At 34.6% G+C, this 24986-nt stretch carries 20 protein-coding genes and 6 pseudogenes; 11 read left to right on the forward strand and 15 right to left on the reverse strand.

The window, feature by feature from the left end:
- Positions 1-171: 171 nt before the first annotated feature.
- From uptA to ACEWFJ_RS15485, 3 genes and pseudogenes are all read right to left on the reverse strand, one after another.
- Positions 172-816, reverse strand: a complete 645-nt coding sequence (uptA, locus tag ACEWFJ_RS15475) for an undecaprenyl phosphate transporter UptA (protein WP_473689139.1) — start codon at positions 814-816, stop codon at positions 172-174.
- A gap of 252 nt (positions 817-1068) precedes the next feature.
- The gene (locus ACEWFJ_RS15480) at positions 1069-1686 is read right to left on the reverse strand and encodes an NUDIX hydrolase (protein WP_473689140.1); all 618 of its coding nucleotides are present in this window, start codon (positions 1684-1686) and stop codon (positions 1069-1071) included.
- Positions 1687-1768: 82 nt separating this feature from the next.
- Positions 1769-2841, reverse strand: a pseudogene (locus tag ACEWFJ_RS15485) (CotH kinase family protein).
- A 567-nt stretch (positions 2842-3408) separates the two neighbouring features.
- On the opposite strand from ACEWFJ_RS15485, the gene ACEWFJ_RS15490 reads away from it, so the two are divergent.
- Positions 3409-4251: a CotG/ExsB N-terminal domain-containing protein gene (locus ACEWFJ_RS15490; RefSeq protein ID WP_473689141.1), complete on the forward strand. Its 843-nt coding sequence runs from the start codon at positions 3409-3411 to the stop codon at positions 4249-4251.
- A gap of 133 nt (positions 4252-4384) precedes the next feature.
- Here ACEWFJ_RS15490 and ACEWFJ_RS15495 read toward each other — a convergent pair.
- From ACEWFJ_RS15495 to ACEWFJ_RS15515, 5 genes and pseudogenes are all read right to left on the reverse strand, one after another.
- Positions 4385-4770 (reverse strand): annotated as a pseudogene (locus ACEWFJ_RS15495) (histidine phosphatase family protein).
- Between the two features lie 17 nt (positions 4771-4787).
- Positions 4788-5328, reverse strand: a pseudogene (locus tag ACEWFJ_RS15500) (short-chain dehydrogenase).
- Positions 5329-5350: 22 nt separating this feature from the next.
- On the reverse strand, positions 5351-5767 hold the full coding sequence (gene fosB, locus ACEWFJ_RS15505; RefSeq protein WP_473689142.1) for a FosB/FosD family fosfomycin resistance bacillithiol transferase: 417 nt from the start codon (positions 5765-5767) through the stop codon (positions 5351-5353).
- Positions 5768-5823: 56 nt separating this feature from the next.
- Positions 5824-7476: a peptide ABC transporter substrate-binding protein gene (locus ACEWFJ_RS15510; protein WP_473689143.1), complete on the reverse strand. Its 1653-nt coding sequence runs from the start codon at positions 7474-7476 to the stop codon at positions 5824-5826.
- A 250-nt stretch (positions 7477-7726) separates the two neighbouring features.
- Positions 7727-8179, reverse strand: a complete 453-nt coding sequence (locus ACEWFJ_RS15515) for a methylated-DNA--[protein]-cysteine S-methyltransferase (RefSeq protein ID WP_473689144.1) — start codon at positions 8177-8179, stop codon at positions 7727-7729.
- Between the two features lie 350 nt (positions 8180-8529).
- Here ACEWFJ_RS15515 and namA point away from each other — a divergent pair, with 350 nt between their 5' ends.
- Positions 8530-9558: an NADPH dehydrogenase NamA gene (gene namA, locus ACEWFJ_RS15520; RefSeq protein WP_473689145.1), complete on the forward strand. Its 1029-nt coding sequence runs from the start codon at positions 8530-8532 to the stop codon at positions 9556-9558.
- 131 nt (positions 9559-9689) lie between these two features.
- Here namA and ACEWFJ_RS15525 read toward each other — a convergent pair whose 3' ends face one another.
- Positions 9690-10349, reverse strand: a complete 660-nt coding sequence (locus ACEWFJ_RS15525) for an oxidoreductase (protein ID WP_473689146.1) — start codon at positions 10347-10349, stop codon at positions 9690-9692.
- 489 nt (positions 10350-10838) lie between these two features.
- Here ACEWFJ_RS15525 and ACEWFJ_RS15530 point away from each other — a divergent pair.
- The 3 genes and pseudogenes from ACEWFJ_RS15530 (at position 10839) to ACEWFJ_RS15540 (ending at position 13130) form a co-directional block, all read left to right on the forward strand.
- Positions 10839-11731, forward strand: a pseudogene (locus tag ACEWFJ_RS15530) (metal ABC transporter substrate-binding protein).
- A 176-nt stretch (positions 11732-11907) separates the two neighbouring features.
- Complete coding sequence (locus tag ACEWFJ_RS15535) at positions 11908-12378, forward strand: GNAT family N-acetyltransferase (protein ID WP_473689147.1); 471 nt, start codon at positions 11908-11910, stop codon at positions 12376-12378.
- Between the two features lie 275 nt (positions 12379-12653).
- A complete protein-coding gene (locus ACEWFJ_RS15540) occupies positions 12654-13130 on the forward strand; it encodes a hypothetical protein (protein ID WP_473689148.1) in 477 nt (158 codons plus the stop codon).
- A 106-nt stretch (positions 13131-13236) separates the two neighbouring features.
- Here ACEWFJ_RS15540 and ACEWFJ_RS15545 read toward each other — a convergent pair whose 3' ends face one another.
- Positions 13237-14187, reverse strand: coding sequence for a CobW family GTP-binding protein (locus ACEWFJ_RS15545; protein ID WP_473689149.1), 951 nt, complete (start codon positions 14185-14187; stop codon positions 13237-13239).
- A 181-nt stretch (positions 14188-14368) separates the two neighbouring features.
- On the opposite strand from ACEWFJ_RS15545, the gene ACEWFJ_RS15550 reads away from it, so the two are divergent.
- Complete coding sequence (locus ACEWFJ_RS15550; RefSeq protein ID WP_473689150.1) at positions 14369-15271, forward strand: aldo/keto reductase; 903 nt, start codon at positions 14369-14371, stop codon at positions 15269-15271.
- Between the two features lie 39 nt (positions 15272-15310).
- Here the strand turns inward: ACEWFJ_RS15550 and ACEWFJ_RS15555 are convergent, their stop codons facing one another.
- Positions 15311-16783 (reverse strand): flavin monoamine oxidase family protein, encoded by a 1473-nt coding sequence (locus ACEWFJ_RS15555; RefSeq protein ID WP_473692547.1) that lies wholly within the window; start codon positions 16781-16783, stop codon positions 15311-15313.
- 181 nt (positions 16784-16964) lie between these two features.
- Between ACEWFJ_RS15555 and ACEWFJ_RS15560 the strand changes: the two genes are divergently transcribed.
- A complete protein-coding gene (locus ACEWFJ_RS15560) occupies positions 16965-17156 on the forward strand; it encodes a DUF3896 family protein (RefSeq protein WP_098310459.1) in 192 nt (63 codons plus the stop codon).
- 273 nt (positions 17157-17429) lie between these two features.
- On the opposite strand, the gene ACEWFJ_RS15565 is transcribed toward ACEWFJ_RS15560, so the two are convergent.
- The gene (locus ACEWFJ_RS15565; protein WP_473689151.1) at positions 17430-18377 is read right to left on the reverse strand and encodes an FUSC family protein; all 948 of its coding nucleotides are present in this window, start codon (positions 18375-18377) and stop codon (positions 17430-17432) included.
- A gap of 643 nt (positions 18378-19020) precedes the next feature.
- Between ACEWFJ_RS15565 and ACEWFJ_RS15570 the strand changes: the two genes are divergently transcribed.
- From ACEWFJ_RS15570 to ACEWFJ_RS15580, 3 genes and pseudogenes are all read left to right on the forward strand, one after another.
- Complete coding sequence (locus ACEWFJ_RS15570) at positions 19021-19437, forward strand: DUF1259 domain-containing protein (RefSeq protein ID WP_473689152.1); 417 nt, start codon at positions 19021-19023, stop codon at positions 19435-19437.
- 267 nt (positions 19438-19704) lie between these two features.
- The gene (locus tag ACEWFJ_RS15575; RefSeq protein ID WP_473689153.1) at positions 19705-20706 is read left to right on the forward strand and encodes an LLM class flavin-dependent oxidoreductase; all 1002 of its coding nucleotides are present in this window, start codon (positions 19705-19707) and stop codon (positions 20704-20706) included.
- Between the two features lie 236 nt (positions 20707-20942).
- A pseudogene (locus ACEWFJ_RS15580) lies at positions 20943-21218 on the forward strand (LysE family translocator); the annotation flags it as partial.
- 50 nt (positions 21219-21268) lie between these two features.
- Here the strand turns inward: ACEWFJ_RS15580 and ACEWFJ_RS15585 are convergent.
- The gene (locus tag ACEWFJ_RS15585; RefSeq protein WP_473689154.1) at positions 21269-22534 is read right to left on the reverse strand and encodes an MDR family MFS transporter; all 1266 of its coding nucleotides are present in this window, start codon (positions 22532-22534) and stop codon (positions 21269-21271) included.
- A 74-nt stretch (positions 22535-22608) separates the two neighbouring features.
- Complete coding sequence (locus ACEWFJ_RS15590; protein WP_429710491.1) at positions 22609-23067, reverse strand: DUF3939 domain-containing protein; 459 nt, start codon at positions 23065-23067, stop codon at positions 22609-22611.
- A 354-nt stretch (positions 23068-23421) separates the two neighbouring features.
- Between ACEWFJ_RS15590 and ACEWFJ_RS15595 the strand changes: the two are divergent.
- Positions 23422-24461, forward strand: a pseudogene (locus ACEWFJ_RS15595) (YkvI family membrane protein).
- Positions 24462-24488: 27 nt separating this feature from the next.
- On the opposite strand, the gene ACEWFJ_RS15600 reads toward ACEWFJ_RS15595, so the two are convergent.
- The gene (locus tag ACEWFJ_RS15600) at positions 24489-24857 is read right to left on the reverse strand and encodes a DUF3979 family protein (protein ID WP_253629317.1); all 369 of its coding nucleotides are present in this window, start codon (positions 24855-24857) and stop codon (positions 24489-24491) included.
- Positions 24858-24986 lie beyond the last annotated feature (129 nt).

The following is a 24986-nucleotide window of genomic DNA, read 5'->3' on the forward strand; positions in this document are numbered from 1 at the left end:
TTATGATACTATAAAACACAAAAAAGAACATACATTCGCATTAGTATGAAAATATTTTTACAAATGCGACGGCAATTCATCTCCACCTTAAACTGGACTATACCCTACACGTTTTGAATATGGAGTTTTCTTGCCAATTTTCCGATAAAAAACATGCAACCAATCAGACTTTTATTGTTTAAATAAAGAAAAAGCCAATGAAAATCCATTGACTTTAACGACCTGTTTTTCTTTTTTCAACATTTTCAAGCCTATGTATATAATAATAAAAAGAATGCCTGCTATTGCGAAATAATGCGTATAGTCAGCAGCATATTCTTTAATATGACGCCAATTTCCACCAAGTTTTTCCCCAAAATAAATAAACAACATAGACCATGGAAGAACTGCTAAAACCGTATATACTGTAAATCGTTTTAATGACATTTTAGCTAACCCTGCTGGAATCGATATCGCATGACGTACAACCGGAATAAAGCGTGCAGAGAAAATAACGCCTACACCATATCGATTAAACCAATCTTCTGCCACATCTAAATGTTTCTTATTAATCAATAAATATTTACCATATTTTTCAACAACTGGACGCCCACCATAATATCCAAGCCAATAAAGGAAAATTTGTGCTAAAGTTCCACCAATCGTTCCGGCAATGACTGCCCCAGCGAAATTAAGTTCTCCCTTTGCAACTAAAAAACCCGCATAAGACAGGACAATTTCACTTGGAATGATTTCAATCATGAGTCCTAGCGCAATCCCAAAATACCCTAGGCTTATAAAAAATTGTAGTATCTGCTCAATAAAATTCGCTATCATTCTTCATTATCTCCTTTTATAATTCACATACTTTCCTATTATTTCACAAAACTATATTTTTGCCAATACACCGTTACCAATTCATATAAAATTATACAGTAATAAAGAGAACATTCTTAAGCGTTTCTATCTCGAAAGGAGAAATAACTCGATGGAATATAAATGACTAGAAACTATCCCAAAAGACAGGAAAATAATGAACGATTTATTAACTGTATAGAAAAAATTTCCCAATACAAACCTTACTATTTTTTAATCAATTAACATTTCCTTATTTGGATTTTTCATATAAGCAAACATTTGCCGGATTTGCCATTCTGTATTTCTTCCTATCGATAGTTCCGGCAATTCTTCTTCGCCAAAAAAGCGAACATCTTCTGTTTCAATACCAATTTGTCTTTTACCGCCTACTATTTCACAGCTAATAAATATTTTGTATACATCAATTGCAGAAGGTGATGGCTGATGTTTCTGTTTATCAAAGATAGATAGTAACCGAAAATTTTCTACTTTGTAACCTGTTTCTTCTAACACTTCTTTTTGCGCAACTTCCGTCGGTGTATAACCAACATCAGCCCACCCACCTGGAAGTGCCCATTTCCCATCACTTTTTTCTTTTACGAAAAGCATCTTTCCTTCTTGAAATACGACCGCTCGTATATCCACTTTAGGAGTTTGATAGCCCGTTTCATTTGCAAATAAATGCTCGACCACTTCCCAATCCATTTTTGTATAATGCGCCATCATTTCAATTGATAATTTCCGAAGTTCTTGAAAACGTTCTATATCATATACATCTTTTGAATATGCTAATCCTGCCTGCGCAATTGCCTGTACTTGTTTTACCCATTCAATCCATTTTATTTCCATTATTTCACCTTCCTCAATTTAAGTTACATTTATTGTATAATAAAAAAAGAGATTAATCTTTCAATCTCTTTTTTGTTCACCTTCATAATTCATCTAAATGTTCTATTATAAATCCACGACGTTTTTCAACATATTGAAAAATCAAATTTGGTTCATTATCAAATACATCTATTTTCTTTTTCATGTACGGATCTTGCAAAACATATGGCCGAATTTCTCCATGCATTCCTTCTACTTTCGATTTTATATAATCTACCGTAAACTGGTTTGAGAGAATATCCTCCAAAATTTTTCGATACTGCTTCCTAAATACATCAACATCAAGTAATCTAGCACTTAATGTATTAAATCCTTGAATGCGAGAGTAATCATGACTCATCTCTCGACCTCGCACATCTCGCCCCCACGTTGCATCATAATCCCATGGAATGATTTCAAACAACTTTGTTTCTTCATTACGATAGAGTGCATAATTGTGAACAAATCCATCGTAGTTTTGTGTGAATACAACACCCGCTAGCCATCGTAAATATTTGTCAACATCTACATATTTTACAATCTCTTTCTCATACGCCGCTCGCGAAATTGTATTTAACTGATAGACAAATTCACTTATATATTCTTCGCTATGTGTATTTCTACATTTGAACTCATACCCGACTGATAATTTCGTTTTTATACAATTATCTAGTTCACTCATTAAAGAGAAATTGGCATCATCATCGACTGCATAATAAATTGAGCCGCTTGGCAAATTACGACTGCGTAAAAAATTTTCATCTACAGATTCTAACAGTAAATAAACGCCCTCAAATCGATTATTAACCTTTACAAGAACATGTTGCGACTTTGGAGATAACGTACCAATGTCAGAAAAAAGTCCAGTGATAACTTATTTCTGATTAAAGATGAATCATTAAATTCGGAATTCAAATGCATTTCATGTACACCTTGAAAAAATTTCGGCTTGTAAAACATCACATGATATGATTTTTTCTCAAATTTCCGAATGTGAGAACCGCGATATACGATATCAATATCATACTTTCTTTTTTTATACGTTAACTTAGCTGGAACAGGATCATCAGACCAAACGTCTTTTCTCAGCTCTACAATATTCATTGGGTGAATATAAAATTCATAAGAAGGTAACATATTCTCCCTTCCCTTCTCTTTCATCTACAATCAATGTATGCTTTTCCCTTTCCTCTTGCCACATCCGCTATATGTTTTTTATTACATTTTAACGCTTTTTCATACAAATAAAGAAATCCCTTCATATTGTATACGAACAAGAATTAACTTTTCGGTCTATAAAGATACAAAGAGAGAATTATGAACTGTGATATTCAAAAAGTTATAGAGAAAATAAGACTTATTGGAATAGAATAGCTTTCATATCTGGATCCTTGTTCCCACAATCATAAATCTGACAATGTTCCTCCTGCACAAAGGCTAAAAAATACATTTACGTTACGAAATGTGTCTGCTATTCAAAAAACACTACCGAACAAACCATTCCTGTAAATCAAAAAATTTAACTATTAATATTAGTTTTCACTAAACAAAGCAGGCTACCTACCGCAGTCCCCCTTTAGGATAAAACACTATTTTCCAAAAAAAATAAACACAATCCATCTGCTTAACATACTTTATTAACAGAAAACACATTATTCAAAAACAGATGAAAATTTTGTTTCTTTCTAAGGGGGATTTTGATAGATGTATACAAAAGATGATATTCAAAAAGCAGTAGAGGAAGTGAAGAGCGCTGGAATGGAAGACTTCCTGAACCAAGAGCCTGAATCCTACTCTAAACGTTCTCGCTCTCGTTCCCGTTCTCGTTCTAAACGTTCTCGTTCTTGCTGTTCTCGTTCTAAACGTTCTCGCTCTTGCTGTTCTCGTTCTGAACGTTCTCGCTCTTGCCGTTCTCGTTCTGAACGTTCTCGCTCTTGCCGTTCTAAACGCTCTCGCTCCTGTCGTTCTCGCTCTCGTTCTCGCTCTTGCCGTTCTCGTTCTAAACGTTCTCGTTCTCGTTCCCGTTCTCGTTCTCGTTCTAGTTCCCGTTCTCGTTCCCGTTCTCGTTCTCGTTCTAAACGTTCTCGCTCTCGTTCCCGTTCTCGTTCTAAACGTTCTCGCTCTCGTTCCCGTTCTCGTTCTCGCTCTCGTTCCCGTTCTCGTTCTAAACGTTCTCGCTCTCGTTCCCGTTCTCGTTCTAAACGTTCTCGCTCTCGTTCTAAACGTTCTCGCTCTCGTTCCCGTTCTCGTTCTAAACGTTCTCGCTCTCGTTCTAAACGTTCTCGCTCTTGCCGTTCTAAGCGTTCTCGCTCTTGCCGTTCTCGTTCTCGTTCTTGCCGTTCCCGTTCTCGTTCTCGCTCTTGCCGTTCCCGTTCTAAGCGTTCTCGCTCTTGCCGTTCTCGTTCTCGTTCTTGCCGTTCCCGTTCTCGTTCTCGCTCTTGCCGTTCCCGTTCTAAGCGTTCTCGCTCTTGCCGTTCTCGTTCTAAACGTTCTCGCTCTTGTCGTTCCCGTTCTGGACGTTCTCGCTCTTGCCGCTCTCGCAGCTAATATCATTTATGCTCAAAACATGTACGACTTCGTTCACTACTCTAACAAATTCAAAGTGGCCTTCACTTTTTTAAAAACACAAATAGACCGCTTTAAGCGGTCTATTTATCTATTAACTTTATAGAAAATCTCTTTATATCTCTTCAAAATGTGCAATATCAGCAAACATGTGAATTGTACCTTTTCCTTCTTTAACCTCAATCATACTTAAACTTGCACTATGCATGAAAGGACCATCCCGCGTTTTTTCGAGGGAGCGTTGTTCAAAGTGTCCCATTATAAACAATGATGTAACAGCATGAGAAACAATTAAAACATTCTCTCCCTCATGCTTTTTAAGTATGTATTCAAGCCACTTTAACGCACGCGCTTTCGCGGCATATTTTCCATACGCTTTCCTAATTGTCTCGCTAGCATTACTCCTGTTTCGATTAAATTAGCATTCTTTTTCCCTTGCATTCTTTTTTCTACATTCCACTCTGTTTCCCCGTGACGCGTAACATATAATATTATTTTCATACTCATTTTCTCCTTTACTAATTCGGTCTAGCATCCCACGGTTCTAATGTTCCCACAATCCATTCCTGTTGTTTATTTTGTATTCCTGCTATAACGCCACTTGCAATTTCACCATGTGTTAGCCATCTAGAACGTTTTTTTCTACCACAAAACCTAATATAATTCGATAATAACTACATAAAGAAGAGTATCTTACTTTTTTATCAGATTTATAAGCATTGCTTCCAAGTATATGAAATAACTCCCATTTTTTCGAAAACACTTCAATCTCCTCACTAATGATTTGCAATGCATCTACAGCCGTTGAATGAATCCAAGCAACAACAAGAGTAACTGGACCATTTTTTTCATTGTATTTTTGACTTTAGCACGCAACTCATCACTATTATGATAATCAACTGCTAAACACGTAACTTTTTCAGGAACATTACATGAGTTTTTTATCCTCTCTAGGCGATTTACATTTCGGCCGATTACAGAAGTATGGATTCCTTTTGCAACGAACCACTTTGAAACTTCTTGTAACATTCCAGTTCCCCCAACAACAAGTACATGCATACTCTCTCTCCTCCCCCAATATTCAGTAAAATAACATATGCGGTTTTGCTTCTTTGTAATATCGTAATCTCTCTTGAAGTGTCCCTGTATGAAATTCAAATTTATGACCATCTGGGTCTGTAAAATAAATAGAATGACAATCTCGCACATCACGCTCTCGCCCTTGTAAAATATCTACCTTATTAGATTCAAGACGATGTAACAAGGCTGTAAAATCTTCTTTTTCTATCGAAAACGCAATATGTGTATATGACTGATAGATTTCGTTTCTTGGAATATCCTTTTCTTCATTTAATGCAAACCACATTCCGCATACGTCAAAATAGGCAAGTTTTCTACCTTTTACAAGTAACTTCCCTTCTAACACTTGTTCATAGAACTGTATTGATTTCTCTAAGTTCGAAACAGAGAAGCAAAGATGGTTTATCCCTCTTATCACTGTCGTTATCTCCTCTCAATAAAAAAGATGCGCAATATTCGCGCATCTTTATCGTACTATTTTTTTGTAATATACGTCCATTTATAGCTAAAATCTCCGCCAAATGTATGCTTAACAGTTCCTTTTACCTTGGATTTTTCAAGAAAAGCAACGCTCTGCTGGTAAACTGGAGAAATTGCTGCGTCTTCAAATAAAATTTTCTCCGCTTCAGAAAGTGCCTTCCATCTCGCTTTCTCATCTGTTAACAACTCACCTTTTGATTTTGCAACTAGTGCATCATATTTCGAATTAGAATATGCCATTTCGTTAAACGCACTATCCGAAGTAAACATGTCAATATATGTCATTGGATCTGGATAATCCGGGCTCCATGCTGATAAAGAGAAATCATATTGTAACTTCTTCTCTAAATCTAACTTTTGTTTAAACGGCTGCTGTTTAATATTAACTTTTAAACCAGGTAAGTTTTTCTCCAGCTCCGATTTAATGTATTCTCCTACTTTTTTCAAATTATCTTTATCGTAGTTTAACATTTCAACTGTAATTGTATCTTGACCTAACTCTTTTTTCGCTTCTTCCCATAGTTTTTTCGCTTTCGCTGCATTATCTTTACCATCACGGAAGTTTTTATTTGTTTCACGGAAGTCTTTTCCATCTGGTCCTGTTGTGAATTTTTGTGGTACTAAGTAATATGCAGGTAACGAGCCATCGTTTAAGATAACATTTGCAATTCCCTTTTTATCATAAGCTAAGTCAATAGCCTCACGCACTTTTTTATTCGAAAAAATCGGATTCTTCTCATTAAAACGAATAAAATACATACGTGGGTCTAATTCTGATTTAAACTCTTTGCTATTTCTATACTTATCAACAAATTCCGAACTTAAAATTACTCGATCCACTTCGTTGCTATCATATAAATTTACAGCTGTTGATGTTTCCTTTACAACACTTACGTTAATTTCTTCTAGCTTCACATTATCTTTATCCCAATAGTTTGGATTTTTCTTTAATTGATAACTTTGTTCATGCTTCCATTCATTCATCACAAATGGTCCATTATACAATAATTTATCCGCTTCTAATGCGTATTTGTCCCCTTGTTCTTTCACATACTTTTCATTTAACGGGAAAAATGTTGGGAATGTCGTAAGCTCTAAGAAATATGGTGTAGGTTTCTCCAATTCAACAACTAATGTCTTATCATCTTTTGCTGTGACACCAAGCTGTTCAAGCGGTAATTCTCCTTTATTAATTTTCTCGGCATTTTTCACATCAAACAAAATAAAAGCGTATTCTGATGCAGTTGCTTTATCAACAGCACGACGCCAAGCAAACACAAAATCTTGTGCTTTTACAGGCTCTCCGTTTGACCATTTTGCATCGCGCAAATGAAATGTATACGTTTTCTTATCTTCGCTAATTTTTACATCTTTAGCCATACCAGGCGTTGGCTTATTGTCTTTATCTAACCGATATAACCCTTCCATTGCATTAACAAATACACGAAACGATACAGTATCAGTTGATTTCGATGTATCCATAGAAGGAATTTCTGCTGTTTCTAGTAAATTTAGCACTTGTTTATCAGCAAGCGCTTCATTACCGCTCTTTTCTGTTGTTGATGTTTTTTCTCCATTTCCACACCCAGCAACTAACACACTCGTAGAGAGTGCAATTGCTGTAATAAGTGACACTTTCTTCTTCATAGACCATTTCCCCTCTTTCTGTATATAACGATTAAAAATAAGACCAAGTACTCTTGAATAGTATTATACATAATTTTCTGATAATTTCAAATACTATCTATAAAAAAATAAAAAGTGACACGTGTCACTTTTATCTCATAATTAACAGGAAGGACAATCCTATTAATGCCCGCTTTACTTTGTAAAATACCTTTATCATTAGCTTATCGGCTAATTTACACAAATAATTGCATTTTAAAGATTTGTTCAATTATCTTAAAAAACCTTCGTGCTTTAGTAACCATTCTTTCCGCCAAAGTCCACCTTCATAACCTACTAATTTCCCGTTCTTCCCAATAATTCGGTGACAAGGCACAATAATAGAAATCGGATTTCTACTGTTTGCTCCGCCAATAGCACGTACAGCTTTTGGGTTTCCAATTTTCTCTGCGATATCAAGATAAGAAGCACTTTTTCCATACGAAACACTGCAAAGCGCATTCCATACTTGTTTTTGAAACGGAGTTCCTGTTGCTTGTAACGGTACAGTAAATACTGTTCGTTTATTATGAAAATATTCATCTAGCTCCATTACACATTGCTCAACAATTGGATGAAGAACATCTTCTTGTTTTTGTTCTACAAATAATACTGAAGAAATACCGTTTTCATTCCCTTTTACTTCAATCCATCCAATTTCACTTTCATAATATGCTTGATGCATAAAACACCTCCTAGTTCCTCATATATTCGCTATTGTATCATGATGTAAACATTTCATTCTAAAACATTAAAATTATAACGATTCACTAAACGCAGACAAATCATAACATAATATAGCTTTAAGCATTTCATTATGGAAAAAAAGAACGAGATGCTACAATACCATCAAGACGATTCGTTCAACCACTCTGGCTTTATAAAGTAAAACTTCCAGCAGTAAGCCCCCCACCTCAAGCTTCAAAGAGAAGCGAGGAAGATAGATGGGGGATCTCTTACTGCCCGCGAATAGCAGGATAAGCAAATTACGATTAAATAATTCCCATTTAGACGAAATAAAGGAGGATCATTATTGTGAACAGCCAATTATTTTCACCGTATACAATAAAAGATGTTACACTAAAAAATCGAATTGTTATGTCACCTATGTGTATGTACTCCTCTGAAAACGAAGACGGAAAAATAACAAATTTCCACCTGGTTCACTACACATCGCGTGCAGCTGGTCAAGTAGGGCTTGTTATGCTAGAAGCTACAGCAGTAACACCAGAAGGGCGCATCTCACACAAAGATTTAGGAATTTGGGATGATGAACACATAAATGGTCTACGTCAAGCTGTCGATATGATTCATGAATACGGAGCAAAAGCAGCTATTCAAATTGCACATGCAGGTAGAAAAGCGGTTCTCAATACAGATCCTATTGCTCCATCAGCTATTCCTTTTGATTCTTCAATGAAAATTCCTGTACAAATGAGTAAAGAACAAATACAAGAAACTATCACAGCCTTTCGAAATGGAGCAGAACGTGCAAAAGAAGCTGGATTTGATATCATTGAATTACACGGAGCACACGGCTATTTAATTAATGAATTCTTATCTCCGTTAACAAACCATCGTACAGATGAATATGGTGGATCCTATGAAAACCGCTATCGTTTTTTACGTGAAATTATTGCTGAAGTGAAAAAAGTATGGCACGGTCCATTATTCATTCGTATTTCCGCTCATGATTATCATCCAGAAGGTTTAACTATAAAAGACTATGTAACATTTGCGAAGTGGATGAAAGAGCAAGGCGTTGACCTTATTGATTGTAGTTCTGGAGCTGTTGTACCAGCACATATTGATGTATATCCTGGTTATCAAGTATCCTATGCAAAACATATAAAAGAACATGCCTCTATCGCTACAGGTGCTGTTGGACTTATTACAAGTGGCATGCAAGCAGAAGAAATTTTACAACAAGGTTCTGCTGACTTAATCTTTATCGGCCGAGAACTATTGCGAAACCCGTATTTTCCAAGAACAGCAGCAAATGAACTTGGTTTTGAATTAGCTGAGCCGTTTCAGTATAGCCGGGCTCCAGGAAAAATAAAGTGAAACTTCCCTCAGCGGGGGTTCTCTTTATCCCCCGCTGAGGGTTAGTTGAACCAATCGGGGTCTCACTGCCCGTTAGTGCGGGATAAAAAATACTACAAAATAAAAGAGAGAGAAGACATCTTCTCTCTCTTTTATTTCATCTTAGCAATTTCCGAAGATTCATGTACATGGACCCCAGACTCTTCACGCAGCGCTGTTACATACATTCCTCTTGCCACTTGCTCTGCTGAAATCGGTCTATATTTTGTAAAAGACCCTTTAAATAAAAACGGCATAATGCCTGTAATTTTTTCTCCCATTCTTTCTCCAAAACGAAACTCTTCTCGTTCTCCAAGTAAAAGGGATGGTCTGAAAATATGAATGCCTTCTATGACTAGCTTTTTAATATCTTCCTCCATCTGTCCTTTTACTTGTGAATAAAAGAATAGTGACTTTGGATTTGCACCCATCGAAGAAATAACAAGAAAATTTTGTACGCCTTGTTCTTCTGCTAAACGAGCAGCACGTATTGTATAATCATAATCAACTTTTTTAAAGTTTTCTTTCGTCTTTGCTTTTTTAATTGTCGTACCAAGGCAATTAAACACATCATCTACAGCAAAAAATTCTTTATATTGTTCTAAAATTGAAAAATCGACCTGCTTTTGCTGCAGTTTTTCATGTTCCCATTCCAGCGGCTTTCGTACGAAAATCGTAACTGAATCGTAATAGTCCGAATCTATCAGTAACTGTGTCACTTCTTGTCCAACTAAGCCACTAGCTCCAAGTACTAAGGCTGTTCTTGTTTTCATACGTTTCTATACCTCTTTATCTTCTAATATCTTTCTCTATCATAAGCACAGCGTAATACAATATGCAAGCGCTTTGTTTATTCTTTTTCTCTTTTTGGCATCTCAGTAATTGTACTTGGATCTCCTAAATTCCGAATAAGTGCTTTTAAAAAAGAAGTACACATGATAACGGACACACAACAGCCAATATCAATAAAATCGCTTCGATCCCATATTCCATTCGCTCATCCCCTTTTCTGCACCCTCTATCACACTATATGAAAGAAATGGAAAGATATATGCATAAACATAAAAAATAAACCATAGCATTGTGACAAATTTAGAACAAATTATAAATCGTAATCATTATTATTTATTGCAACATTTTCAAAGATGTATTATACTAAATCGGTAAATCAAAACGAAATTATTCCGTTTTATTAAAAAGAAAGATATTCTTTTTTTTTGGAGAAAATGAATTCTAGAAAGTAAAGAAATGAGGAGCATAAAATGAAGAAAAAATCACTCATATTTTCATTCATACTAATATTCACCCTTATATTTGCTGGATGTTCGAAACAAAATAACACAGCAAATAAAAAAGATGGCAAACTTTCCGTCTATACAACTATTTTCCCTTTAGCTGACTTTGCTAAAAAAATCGGTGGTGATTATGTAGACGTAACAGCCATTTATCCACCAGGTGCAGACTCTCATACATATGAGCCAACTCAAAAACAAACTGTACAAGTTGCCAAAGCAGATTTATTTGTATATAACGGAGCTGGATTAGAACCATTTGCTGAAAAAATGGAAAAAACATTAAAAAATGAAAATGTCAAAATTGTGAATGCATCAAAAGGTATAGAACTACGATCTTCAACTGAAGAAGAACATGAAGATGGGCATAAAGAAGAACATCATGATAAAGACCCTCATGTTTGGTTAGACCCAACTCTTGCCATGAAGCAAGCTGAAACAATTAAAAATGCTCTTGTAGAACTACAACCAGAACATAAAGAAGAATTTGAGAAAAATTTCGCAGCATTGCAAAAAAATTCACAGATTTAGATAGTCAATTTAAAGAGGTGGCTGATCATGCAAAGACAAAAGAAATTTTAGTTTCTCATGCTGCATACGGATATTGGGAACAACGCTATGGTTTCAAACAAATTCCAATTGCAGGTATTTCTGCTTCTGATGAACCGTCTCAAAAAGAACTGGCTTCTATCGCGTCAACCGCAAAAGAGCATGGATTAAAATATATTTTATTTGAAACATTCTCTACACCAAAAGTAGCAGAAGTCATTCAAAAAGAAACAGGAACAAAAATCTTACGTTTAAATCATCTTGCAACAATTTCCGATGATGATGCGAAAAAAATAAGGATTACTTTACATTGATGGAAGAAAACATTAACACTTTAAAAGAAGCAACAAACTAAATGTGTTTTCCCTTTCAGACAGCTGATATTTTTTCAGCTGTCTTTTTCATGGGCTACAGCTTGACTTAAATGAAACAACAAGAAAAATTATCCATATTTGCTTTAAAGATATGATTCAGAAAGTGAGTTGGAACTATGAATCTTCACATTTGTGAAGTAACAGCACATAATTGGCGTTCAGTCGCTGCACTAAACGTAGCAAGGGAGCAGCAACAATTTATTGAAAGCAATGCATTTTCTTTAGCCGAATCATTATATGAAGAAAACGGAACATTAGTAGCCTTATACGAGGACGAAACCCTTGTGGGATACGCAATGTATGGATGGTATTTCAGAAAAGATGAAAGCGTATGGTTAGACCGTTTTATGATTGATTTTAACTTCCAAAGAAACGGATATGCGAAACGATTTCTCCGCTTATTAATTGCATATTTACAACAAAAATATCAATGCAATAAAATTTATTTAAGTCTTCATCCCGATAACACCCTAGCAATGAAACTATATGAATCATTTGGCTTTCACTTAACTGGTGATATTGACGATGAAGGTCCTGTTGTTGGTGTCGTGATGGAGTTACTTATAGACAAAGTGAAACTTCCATAAATCAAGCTGACATCCACCTATCTTCTTTATTTTCTCAGAATCTTGTATTTGAGATTTCTTACTGTCCACAAATAGCAAAATAAAAAATTTTTATCTACTTGACGAGGATATGTACATTATATGTTTGAGTATTTTAATGATTTTATTCGTTGTAAACTCGCATCTCCCCGCCACTACACTCTATACAAATTTTAAAAAATATAAGAATACGATAAGAAATTCTCGTTACATTTATCCAAAAATTGGTATAATCAAGATGAAAAGGTGGAAGGGAAATGAAGAAAACTCTATATTTGTGCGCTACTATTATAGTATCTTTAAGTCTAATTGGATGCTCAAATACATCTGATAAAACAAATTCTTTAAAATCTTCTACATCAAAAGAACAACAGAAAGATAAAGAAAATTCCATTCAATTAAAAGAAAATGATATACAAGAAATTAAATTAACTAGAACAAATAATAATAAGCTTACTAAAACAGAAACATACAATGAAGATATGATAAAAGCTATTACTACAGCCATACAACATGGAACACCTAAGAAAATAACTTTAGATCAAAAAACTAAAGATTCTATCCACTCTAATATGACAGTTACATTTAAAGATAGTTCTACAGAAACCTTTTTTGTTTGGATTGATGACAAAAGTCAAATTACAATAGCAGAAAGTACAGATCAAAACTACGTTCAAGGTTTAATAATAAACACTGAAAATTCTAAAATAGTACCCGATTTCTTTAAAAAGTAAAATTTAAATAACCAAAATCCATGTCAAAGCAGCTAGTGTTGCAAAGAAGCTAGTTGAAGCTGGAAGAGATTAATAGCACACTAAAAATAAGCCTGCAAACGCAGGCTTATTTTATACATTCTTTAAAATGCTCTTGAAACCACTCTTTATTTAAATCTTTACCAATGAAAACAATCTCACTTACACGTTCTTCTCCTTCTTGCCACTCCCTGTCATATGAAGCAGCGAATAACGTGTGTACACCTTGGAAAACAATGCGGCGATTTACTCCTTCAACAGATAATATTCCTTTATAACGATATAAATACTCTCCTAATTCTTGTACAACAGCTGACATCCATTCATTTATCTTTTGTAAATCAAGAGGACGCTCTTCCTTTAACACAAATGACTTTACACCTTCTAAATGATGCTGCTCTTTATGCGGATAAATTTCTAACTTATCACGCGTTTTAAATGTTTGTATATCTAGTAACGAAGGAATATCTACTTCACAGTTTGTTGTTGGGATTAATTTTGCAGTTGGATTGATCCCTTGTAATTCAATAAGCAAATTTTCTTTTTCTGCCTTCTCTATTAAATCCAATTTATTTACTAAAACCATATCAGCAAAAGCAATCTGTTCTTTTGCTTCTAAACCTTTTTCAAAGTGTTTATGTATATGATAGCTATCTACTACAGTTATTACACCATTAATTTGGTATGCAGACTGAATAATAGGGTCTAAAAAGAATGTTTGAATAATCGGGCCCGGATTCGCAAGCCCCGTTGTTTCAATCACTAAAGCTTCAAAATCCATTTTACCTTCCGCTTTTACTTCTAATAAATGCTTTAGTGCGACAAGTAAATCTTCACGTACTGTACAACATAGACAGCCATTTGTCATTTCCATAATTTCTTCTTCTACATTCATAATCAATTGATTATCGATACCAATTTGTCCAATTTCATTTACAATAACCGCAAGCTTCTTGCCATGCTCTTCAGATAAAATACGATTTAATAAAGTTGTTTTCCCTGATCCGAGAAACCCGGTTAATATTGTTACTGGAATCACTCTTCTACATCTCCTTGTTATATGTCTAATTACGTAATTATATCATAGGTTGTCTTCTTATTTTCTGAATACAAAACATATTAGTTGTAAGCATGTCTACACAAATATATAATAATGGTAAATAAGAAAACCTTTTCATATTGATTAGGTTCATACATATCAGCAAGGAGGACCTTCATAAATGGAACGAATTCAAATGGCTCAAAACTTAGATTTTTCTCGAATTATCCAAGGGTTTTGGCGCTTAGCAGAATGGAATATGACAGATCAAGAATTACTTTCCTTCATTGAATCTTGTATGGAGATGGGGATTACAACGTTTGACCATGCCGATATTTACGGCGACTATACATGTGAAGCTTTATTCGGGAAAGCGCTTCAATTAAAACCAAGTTTACGTGACAATATGCAAATTGTTACAAAATGCGGAATCGCTCTCACATCACCTAAATTTCCAGAGCGCTACGTCGTTCATTATAATACAAGTGCTGAGCATATTATAAAAAGTGCTGAACAATCACTACAAAACCTAAATACAGATTATATCGATGTGTTACTCATTCATCGCCCAGATCCATTCATGGATCCCGCAGAAGTTGCAAAAGCTTTTTCTCGCTTAAAACAAGATGGAAAAGTACGACACTTTGGTGTATCAAACTTTCTGCCTTCCCAATTCAATATGTTAAGTTCATATTTAGATTTCCCGCTTATTACAAATCAAATCGAAGTATCCGTTATGCAGCTTGAGCATTTTGAAAAAGGTACGATTGAGCAGTGCCAAGAAAACCGAATTTCTCCTATGGTTTGGTCTCCTCTTGCTGGCGGTGAAATTTTTAAAGGAAACAATGAACGTACACTTCGCTTACGCCATACATTGGAGCAAATCGCCGCTGATGTTAACATTTCTAGAATTGATTCTATTATGTATGCATGGCTACTTGCTCATCCAGCTAATATGCTTCCAATTGTTGGCTCTGGTAAACTAGAACGTGTCAAAACAGCTGTTGAAGCAACAAAACTAACACTAGACCGTCAGCAATGGTTTACAATCTTTGAAAGTTCAAATGGTCATCCCGTTCCATAAGTACACAAAAAGAACACGAGATTCATTCTCATGTTCTTTTTACATTTGTAATTGATTTATTTCTGTTGCACTCCGAATTCCTGATTCAATTGCCCCTTGTATCCAGCCATGATACAACGTAGTATGATCTCCTGCAAAATATATTCTTCCTTCTGGTTTCACAATATCATTCTGTAATTCTGATTGTTGATTTGCCTGAAAGATTGCAAATCCTCCTAATGCGTACGGGTCTAATGTCCAACTTTTCGATATCCCAGAAATAAATTCATCATACACTTGATTTCCAAGTATTGTCCCTAAATTTTGCAAGGTGTAATAAATACGATCACTTTCAGATAAGCCATCCCACAACAATGCATCATACGACCATGTATAACTTCCAAGTACCATTCCAGGACCTTTTGTACCAATACCATGACTTGGATAATATGCATAACGAATAGGCAAATCGGTAATAATACGGCCACCAAGTTGACCTTGTTCTTCCCAAAATCGACTTTTAAACTGAATCCCTATTTTCGTAGCGGCCATGTAATGTAGTTCCCGAATGGCTCTCCATTTTCCATGAGAAACAGAATCATACGGATCGATTTCAACAAATCTCATTGTTGTAAACGGAATGGTAACAATGACAACATCACCTGTAATACTGCTGTATTCAAACGTTTTCTCATTACGGCAATATGCTGTAATTCCTTTTTTGTGCTGTTCTAGTTTCATTAATTTTTGCTGAAAGACAATATCATCTTGTAATTGCGGTAAAAAAGCTTTGGGCAATGCGTCGTTGCCACCTTCAATTTCATAAAATCCTGTGGATTGCTGTAAAATATAAATAAAGCGCAATGTTTCTACAAAAGATCTTTCCAAAAATCCCTCTAAATCAAGAAGTACTCCTATCATTTCTACAGCAGCCGGTGAAAAAGATACTTTATATTGGTGAGGATAATCTTTTAAAAACTCTGCTGTAGAATACCTACCAAAATCTTTCTCTACAATACTCCAATTTTTTTCTGGGTCTCTTTTAATAAAATCAAGAATTGGTTGTATTGCTGACATCAACAACTCTTCCGATGATTTTCCTTCTTCATTCGCTGCAACTGGATAACGTAAAATACTCGGATTTTTCTCATATTGTTTCAATGTCGTCTTGCGACCATTTGCATATATAATATCCGTATCATTTCGATTAATAAATGGATTTAACTTCAATCCAAACTTCTTATTATATGCAAGTGTTAGTTCATGTGTATAAGGAATCCGCATTGCTCCAACATCTAGATATAGGCCTGTTTCCGGCATTCTAACCGTATAAATACGCCCGCCAATTCGATTATTTGCCTCTAATATTTTCACACGATGACCAGCAGCCTTCAATAATGATCCAGCCACTAACCCCGCCATGCCTGCTCCAATAATAATAATATTTTTTGGTACTGTCGTTTTCGGTAAACCATTGTCAATAATAGACAACATCTCGTTGGTTGTAAGACGGGATTGCATATTTATTTGCATCATCCCACACCCCTACTCATCAGTACAAAATCATATTTCAATGCATTGTATTCACGGAAGGAATGGCCTATTCTTCGTTTTCAGAATATTCATAAAAAGTTCAAAAGGATATGCACTCATTTCTTTTATTTAACCGTATACTAAAAATGTAGATAGGAAATGTAAGGAAGGGGATGAAAATATGAAACGCTCTTACAACTATCATGAAACTAAGAAACAATTAGAAAGTCAAAAATCTCAGCTATGTAAACGATTAACAGATGTAAAATTAACTGAAAGTGAGCGCAATGAAATCAAGAGAACGATTGATAATTACGAATATATTCTTAATTTAGTTGAAATGAATCATTTTGAAAGAGGAATTTCTCACTAAAAACAGATATAAAAATTATCCAGATCTAAAGGTTAAAAATCTAATAAATAAAGGTAAGTATATATTAGTCAGGTTTAATATATACTTACCTCTTATTTTTGTTCAACGCACACGACACCATTGATTAGGGAGGGGCTAGTAGTTACTATCGTCCTTTTCTTAACTCCTGAATTAGTTTGAGCGTGTCATTATACAAACTTAATTGATATCTATAGGGCTCTAATTCCGGTGAGATATTGATTTGTACAGAAATCGAAGATAGGTCCAGTAAGTCTAAACTCTTAGAGTTTTGATGCTTCTCTGAACTTCCGTTGAGTTTTTTTCTATGTATCCCCCCAACATCTGTAATTGAATAGCCCATTGTTGTTGATCAACTTTTGAAATAACATCTGTTTGAGACCAGTCACTGAATGTGTTTAGTATATTGGAAATATAAATATATCCTGTTTTTAACTGCGAAATGAATTGTTCGTTTTGTTTTAATATTTGTTTTTTATTCTTAATAAATGGATTTAATTTCAAGCTTTTTTCTGCCAGCTTAAAATCTTCTTGTACTTGATGCAGTTCCTGAAGTAGATTTGTTATATTCTTTCTTAGATCTTGTCCTTTAACAGGGTCGCAGTTAGTATTTACCCAATGGGCTGTCTTTTCAAACAGCTGTACAAGATGGCATCCAAATTGATTTAACGTCCAACGAGCTTCTTTCACATAATTGGGTGGAAAAATCAGCGTATGAATAATAATGGCGATAAGCGCTCCTACGATAGTATCTCTGATTCGATCTGAGACATAATAGCTCGTTTTATGCACAAAAACAAAGACTAATAAAATCGTTAAAGCCACTTGATGTATGATGGTTTTATGTACCCTTAGTATAACTGGAAGCAACATTCCTCCAAATAGTAATAATCCTATAGTCCATCCGTTCACTTCTAAATGGCTGATAATAAAAACGGTAATAGAAATTCCAAAAATAGTGCCGATAATTCTGTAAAAAGCATACATGGCAGAATGCTGGACAGTTTCTTGCATAGAAAGAATAACAGTTAATGGTGCCAAATAAGGGTGTTTTGACCCTAACATTTTTGCTAATTCCCATGATACACCAGAAGCTAAAGCTATTTTTGTTATGAGTATTAATCCTTTTAGTAGTCCTGTTTTTTGTTTACCCGTTTTTTTTGCATAAAAACCCTCTTGTTCAAAGAATAATCTTACATACATTTTTGATGTGTTACAGTTCTTTCACTCCTATACTTACCATGAATTAGAGTGAATTAAGTTATTACAAATGAAACTGATTTATTTCATCGATGCAAGAATGAATTAATATTTCATAGAAAAGCTTGTTTTTAAAATAAAAATGGTTACAAAAACGGATATATCATGGATATAATTATTCTCCTGTCCTGTTCTATACTTTTTATACCCTCAATCCATATAGCTATATCTTCTCCAATAGTCGAACTTCCAACAACACTGATTATGTAAAAATGAATCCCCTTCAAATTTTCTGAAGGGGATCCTATATTGTTAGATTAAATACAAATGTACCTAATAATTATCTTTTTCTTCGTTATTAATTCCAATTGATTTAAAATTCTTATTTTTTATTCTGAAATGGACAATTTATCCATATAGTTATATAAATATTATCTTTTTGGAATCTTGGTTAGGAGAGAAAGTGAAGGGGTGAAACAGTAGCTGGTGTCTATAAAAATATCTGTATTTTTATGGAAGCCTTTAGATTATTTTCAGGTTACCTAAAGATTCTCGCAGCTCTATTTATAAATAGAATGTGGGATAAATCCTTTTTATATTAAATCTCTAAATACATCATTTTGTCTAATAAAGGAGGGTTAAGTTTATGAACAATTTTAATTTTCTTTGTGAACAATTTGCTGCGATCCTCAAAGGGAAAAGTAAAATAGATCAAGGTGCTTGTTCAGTATCTTTCCATCGCAATTTTAAGGTACTTGTTCAAGGAAAACCAAGTATGTCTGTAATACCTGCTGGAGTAGGCTTTGAATCTTTGGATCAAAATGGTAATGCGTTGAATTTAGGGGAAATTGCTGTTTTGCAAGAAGAAATTCCTTCATTTATGCAATCCATTGTACAACAGGGAATTATTGTTAGTGCTCTACATAATCATTGGTTATATACGAATCCATTAATCATGTATATTCATGTCCAATCGGTAGAGCCACCATTAAATTTTGCAAAAAAAATGGCAAATTCTTTTTCGGTCTTAAGTAGCTATCCCGTTGCTGATAACATGAGTTAATGATAAGTGTATCGTATGTATTTTTTATATGAAGTTTAACCGATAGCTTCCCCCTACTCAGGCGAGGAACCTCTGGACGGGAAACTCATAAATCTATTGCTCTATCAATACAAAATATTGTTCTTGAAAAAAATCATCCCACTTGCATTCATAAAACGATTCTTCAATAAAAATTTGGTATCCAAATGGTGAAGTAAGCATTTTATTATACATTTTTAGTAAGCGGATATATAATACTTCGTAGATAATAAAAGAGAGGTATTATATATGATAAAATTAAGCGTTCTAGACCAATCTCCTATCGCAGAAGGAAGTACAGCAATAGAAGCGTTTTCAAATACAGTTCGACTTGCGCAAGAAGTTGAGCAACTTGGCTATACTCGTTTTTGGGTATCAGAACATCATGACTCTACTAGCTTAGCGGGTTCAAGTCCAGAAATCTTAATTTCTCACATAGCTGCTAAAACAAATCGTATTCGAGTAGGTTCTGGCGGTATTATGCTCCCTCATTATAGTCCTTATAAAGTAGCCGAAAATTTTCGCGTGTTAGAAGCACTATATCCAAACCGTATTGACCTAGGAGTTGGACGAGCTCCAGGTGGAATGCCTATTGCCACACGGGCACTCCAAGAAGGGAAAATGATTTCAATCGATCAATACCCTGAACAAATTCAAGACTTATCCTTGTATTTGCACGACCGCTTACCAGATAATCATCGCTTTGCACATTTACATGCTGCTCCAACTATTCCAACTGCACCAAATCTTTGGTTACTCGGTTCTAGCGGAGAAAGTGCGATGATTGCTGCTAAACAAGGTACAGCTTTCACATTTGCACAATTTATTAATAGTTATGGCGGTCCAGAAATCATAAAAAATTACCAAAATCAATTCCAGCCTTCTTTCTTAGGAGAAAAGCCGCAATCTATCGTAGCCATTTTTGTCATTTGTGCAGAAACAGAAGAAAAAGCACAAAAAATTGTATCTAGCTTAGATCTAGCCCTTTTATTAATTGAACAAGGCGTACGTTCAATCGGCACGCCATCTATCGAAAGAGCTCTCAATTATCCATATAGTGCATTTGATTTTTTACGTATAAAAGAAAATCGAAAACGAATGATTGTCGGTAATCCACATCAAGTAAAAGAACAAATCTCCGCTTTAAGCAAAGTTTATAACACAGAAGAATTTATGATCGTAACAATCACACATAATTTTGAAGATAAATTAAACTCCTACCGCTTACTAGCAGAAGCATTTCAATTGTGAAAAATACCCTTGAATTAAGGCCATGTGCAAACTAAATTTGCATATGGTTTTTCTATATATATTCACATGATATTTCCTATTCCAACTCAATTTTCACTATATAACACTTTTTAAGTAGGTAAAATTTTTTTATTATAGACTTCACTACTTCTATGAATATATTATAGAAATACATACTGAACAGTGCGAAATCTTATAAGAAAAAATGAACAACTCATTACCATATAAAGTGAAACTTCCATACAAACCTTCTAAACCCTAAAGTTGCTATTTTCTTTTTAACATTTTTGCCACAATTCATAGATGCTAAGAGTAATACATTTATACAATTTCTTACGATGGGAATGACTTATACTGTACTAACTGCTATATGGTTTTTATTGTACATTTATTTCATTCATCGTGTTCGTACATTTATGAAAAAACCTGCCACACAGCGCATTATGCAAAGTATCACAGGCACTGCTCTTATAGGATTCGGCATTAAACTAGCGCTAGAACGAAAAATATAATCTATATATAAAATAACACGCTCTTACAAAAAAAGAGCGTGTTATTTTACTTATTCATTTATCGTCTTTTTCACCTGAATTTTTCGTCCTTGTAACAACTGGAACATCATGGAATATAAAAATGCACTCAAAAATGCAAGTACTGCAATGATATAGAATGTGTATTGATAACCTATCCATGCTGTTAAGGGAATCGCAATCGGTGCAATTGTTCGGCCGATAGACCATCGAAGTGTTGCTGCCGCAAAGTATTGTCCTCGCATATGTTCAGGCGCCAATTTAGAAACGAAACTATTTTGAATTCCAACAACTAATAGCTCTCCAAACGTGAAAATGAGCATTGCAATAATGAGGCCCCAGACTGAGATAGTATGAGGAAAAATAATCATTGCTATCCCATATGCAAAAGAAGATAACAGAAAAATAATCCGCTCAGAAAAGTAATTTGCTAGCCTTGTTACATATACAGTAAATAGAGCAACCAAAAATCCATTTTCTGCAATAATCCAACTAAACAATTTTTCTCCATTTAAACTCAAATGAAAAAACTCTTGCGTAGGAACATTTTCTTTTATGTATACTGCTAACAATAGGTCAAGTTGAGTGAAAGTTTGGGCAACGAGAATACCTGCAATAATAAATAGTAGAAAGACACGATCTTGAAAAATAATTCGATAATTCTTTATCTGCTCATTCACAACAGTAAGCCATCCTGTTTGCTTTTCTACTTCTCTCTTCTTCTCTGGTAACGTCTCTTTTATAAACTTAAGTAATACAAATGCTACTATAAAATTAATTACAACACTCGCTATTAACAATTCAAAGCGATGAGAGAAAAAGAAATACGCTCCTAAAATCGGTCCCAGTACAACATTAATATTAATCATTGTATAAAAAACCGCAAATACTTTACTTTGTTGTTCTTCAGATACTAAATCAGCAACCATTGCTGCACTTGCTGGATAATATAAAGAACCCATAATACCAATAGTAGAAAAAGCTACAAATGTTAAGATAGGAGATTGCAACCACGGTGAATTTGCAAAAGCAAATAGTACAAATGCAGCGCTTTGTACAAATGTAGCAATCACCATCATACGCTTACGGCCATATGTATCTGCTAAATAACCACCTACTAAATTAGCCAAAACAGATAATATTTGCGACAATACAAGTAATACTCCAGCCATCGTTTTTCCTAGTTCTTCTGCAAAATATATTGCCATAAACGGAAGGAGCATCCAAAAGAAAAGCCCAAAGAGCCATTCTCCTACTAGTCGAATCTTTAAATTTGAATCCCATTTCCTCAGAATCATGAAGTCCCCTCTTCTCTATCTCTTCCCACATAATATTTACAAAAAAAAGACAACAATTCTCCATTGTTGTTTCTTTATTGTACAATACTTTTATTCATTTTATCAGGCTTGCTTGTCACTAAATAATGTTTCTCTGATACATATAAATCACGTTCTAGCGTCCTTTTTAAGTATGGCCCTAACTTTATCGAACATATAAGCCGATTCTCATTTCCTTCGACGATTGGAAAGACTTCTTTCTCTGTCACATATTGATCAACAGCACGCTGTACATCATCAATTTCTTTGACAAGAGCAAGATTTTCTTGTGTATTCTCAAATACTTCAAGGGTTTCCTTCGTAATAATGAACACATTTGTAGGAAAAGCCGGTAAATACGGTTTTAATAAATCATAATTAACCGTGTAATCATCATTTACTAATACCGTATATACCACATTCGCATTCGTTTCAAGAAATTTTGCCATAGCAAGTTCTAGCTCATCTTGCGTAATTTCTCTTTCTTCCTTTCCTTTTTTAAAAAAGCGAAACATCTTCTCTGCCCCCTTTTTTGCTTCATTATACCACAAACTGTAAGACAAATATGAATAATACAAAAAATCCAACTTCATCGTATGTTTGTCCAAACTCATTCATATGTATGTAGTAAAGTGAAAGTTTCAGCGGTAAATAAGAGCTTTATCTCTCATTGCTCGTTAGTTGAACCAATTCTTGTAGACGGTAGTAAGACCCTCACCTCAAAATTCAGAAAAAAACAAAGAAGATGGGTAGAGAATAACTGCCCTAAAGAACCCAATTAGTCGAGTTTTCCATCAGTGGAGATATAGCAAAAGTTAGGGTGAGGCTGCAAAATAAATGAAGCTCATCATACAAGAAAGAGGGATTAAATGGATAATCAACAATGGAAAGTAGCAAAGAAAATTGCTGCTACTTATATAGGCACTGTTGTTGGAGCTGGATTTGCAACAGGAAGAGAAATCGTTGAATTCTTTACAATTCATGGTACATACGGAACAATTGGTATTTTAGTAAGCGGTATTTTCTTTATTTGGTTAGGTACAAAAATGATGCTTCTTTCTTCACAAATTGAAGCATTTTCTGCTCAAGAATTTAACAAATATTTATTTGGAGATATCTTTGGTAACGTTGTAAATATTTTATTACTTCTCGTATTATTTGGTGTAACAAGCGTCATGCTTTCCGGAGCTGGAGCGGTATTTGAAGAACAACTTCGCCTACCAAGACAGCTTGGTATCTTTATAACGATACTTGCTTGTATTGTAATTGGTAGCAGAGGATTACAAGGAGTCTTTGAAGTCAACTCGCTCGTCGTACCAATTATGATGATTTTTATTGTAGGGCTATCTATTACAACATTCTTTCATGATGCAACTTCTCTTTTCAACATAACACCTTCTGAAAATTGGAATGTCAAATGGATTACAAGTCCAGTCACATATGTTGCACTCAACCTTTCTCTCGCCCAAAGTGTACTTGTACCATTAGCAAGTGAAGTAAAAGATCAAAAAGCCATTAAATGGGGAGGGATATTGGGGGAGCAGGTCTTTGTTTAATTTTGTTATGTAGTCACCTCGCTATTTTATCTGTTGAACAATTTTATCAATACAATATTCCAATGGCAGAAGTTGTACGCCGCTTCAATGCTACTTTTCATTTCTTTTTTGTGTTAATTATTTTTGGGGAAGTATTTACAACACTCGTTGGTAATGTATTTGGTATGACAAAACAGATGCAATCTATCACTGGGTGGAAGAGTAACATCATTATTTATTTTATCTTACTCATTAGTTATTGCTTTAGTTATATCGGTTATAGTGAATTACTTCATATGCTATATCCTGTAATTGGATGGATTAGCTTAATTCTGCTTCCAATTATTGCTTTCAAACAACAGCAAAAAACATAAAAAACATCCGTTAGTAACGGATGTTTTTTACTCACAATCTTCACATACTTCCCAGTACAATCCCATTTCAACTGCAAGAAATGGTTTTAACTGTAATCGAATCATACGGCTTGGCATACGATCTAATACAAATTGAAAGCTTTCCTCATCTTTAATAATATCCATCTTTTGGACAGCAATACGTTGAATCGTTGTAATCGGCTGACCATCTTTATATAAAACGAGACGAATCTCATCGTCTTCATTAAAAAATAGTTCTATACTTGTACCTGTTGATAATATTGTTTCTGTTATAGAATACGCGCCGTTTTCCTCTTGAATGTAATATTTCCATCCTTGACTTCCAACTTCTTGCGGAGGAACTTGAAAAAATGATGTAATCTCCTCATGTAGCATAAAATAACCCCTCTCTTACCTCTTGCTCATTATACCCTACTTCTATATAGTAACATTTATTGTACCACAAATGACTATAACAGCTGTATTTTCCCGTCCGAAACTCTATAGCATCAATTTAAAAACCAA

Source organism: Bacillus sp. EA-CB0995 (genome assembly GCF_055814245.1).

Coding starts and splice junctions, on each gene's coding strand:
- ACEWFJ_RS15585 (WP_473689154.1), bottom strand. CDS start 22,534: ATGATTCTGAGGAAATGGGATTCAAATTTAAAGATTCGACTAGTAGGA.
- ACEWFJ_RS15560 (WP_098310459.1), top strand. CDS start 16,965: ATGAAACGCTCTTACAACTATCATGAAACTAAGAAACAATTAGAAAGT.
- ACEWFJ_RS15515 (WP_473689144.1), bottom strand. CDS start 8,179: ATGCATCAAGCATATTATGAAAGTGAAATTGGATGGATTGAAGTAAAA.
- ACEWFJ_RS15510 (WP_473689143.1), bottom strand. CDS start 7,476: ATGAAGAAGAAAGTGTCACTTATTACAGCAATTGCACTCTCTACGAGT.
- uptA (WP_473689139.1), bottom strand. CDS start 816: ATGATAGCGAATTTTATTGAGCAGATACTACAATTTTTTATAAGCCTA.
- ACEWFJ_RS15480 (WP_473689140.1), bottom strand. CDS start 1,686: ATGGAAATAAAATGGATTGAATGGGTAAAACAAGTACAGGCAATTGCG.
- ACEWFJ_RS15570 (WP_473689152.1), top strand. CDS start 19,021: ATGAACAATTTTAATTTTCTTTGTGAACAATTTGCTGCGATCCTCAAA.
- ACEWFJ_RS15600 (WP_253629317.1), bottom strand. CDS start 24,857: ATGCTACATGAGGAGATTACATCATTTTTTCAAGTTCCTCCGCAAGAA.
- ACEWFJ_RS15490 (WP_473689141.1), top strand. CDS start 3,409: ATGTATACAAAAGATGATATTCAAAAAGCAGTAGAGGAAGTGAAGAGC.
- ACEWFJ_RS15540 (WP_473689148.1), top strand. CDS start 12,654: ATGAAGAAAACTCTATATTTGTGCGCTACTATTATAGTATCTTTAAGT.
- ACEWFJ_RS15575 (WP_473689153.1), top strand. CDS start 19,705: ATGATAAAATTAAGCGTTCTAGACCAATCTCCTATCGCAGAAGGAAGT.
- ACEWFJ_RS15550 (WP_473689150.1), top strand. CDS start 14,369: ATGGAACGAATTCAAATGGCTCAAAACTTAGATTTTTCTCGAATTATC.
- ACEWFJ_RS15565 (WP_473689151.1), bottom strand. CDS start 18,377: ATGTATGTAAGATTATTCTTTGAACAAGAGGGTTTTTATGCAAAAAAA.
- ACEWFJ_RS15555 (WP_473692547.1), bottom strand. CDS start 16,783: ATGCAAATAAATATGCAATCCCGTCTTACAACCAACGAGATGTTGTCT.
- ACEWFJ_RS15590 (WP_429710491.1), bottom strand. CDS start 23,067: ATGTTTCGCTTTTTTAAAAAAGGAAAGGAAGAAAGAGAAATTACGCAA.
- ACEWFJ_RS15525 (WP_473689146.1), bottom strand. CDS start 10,349: ATGAAAACAAGAACAGCCTTAGTACTTGGAGCTAGTGGCTTAGTTGGA.
- ACEWFJ_RS15535 (WP_473689147.1), top strand. CDS start 11,908: ATGAATCTTCACATTTGTGAAGTAACAGCACATAATTGGCGTTCAGTC.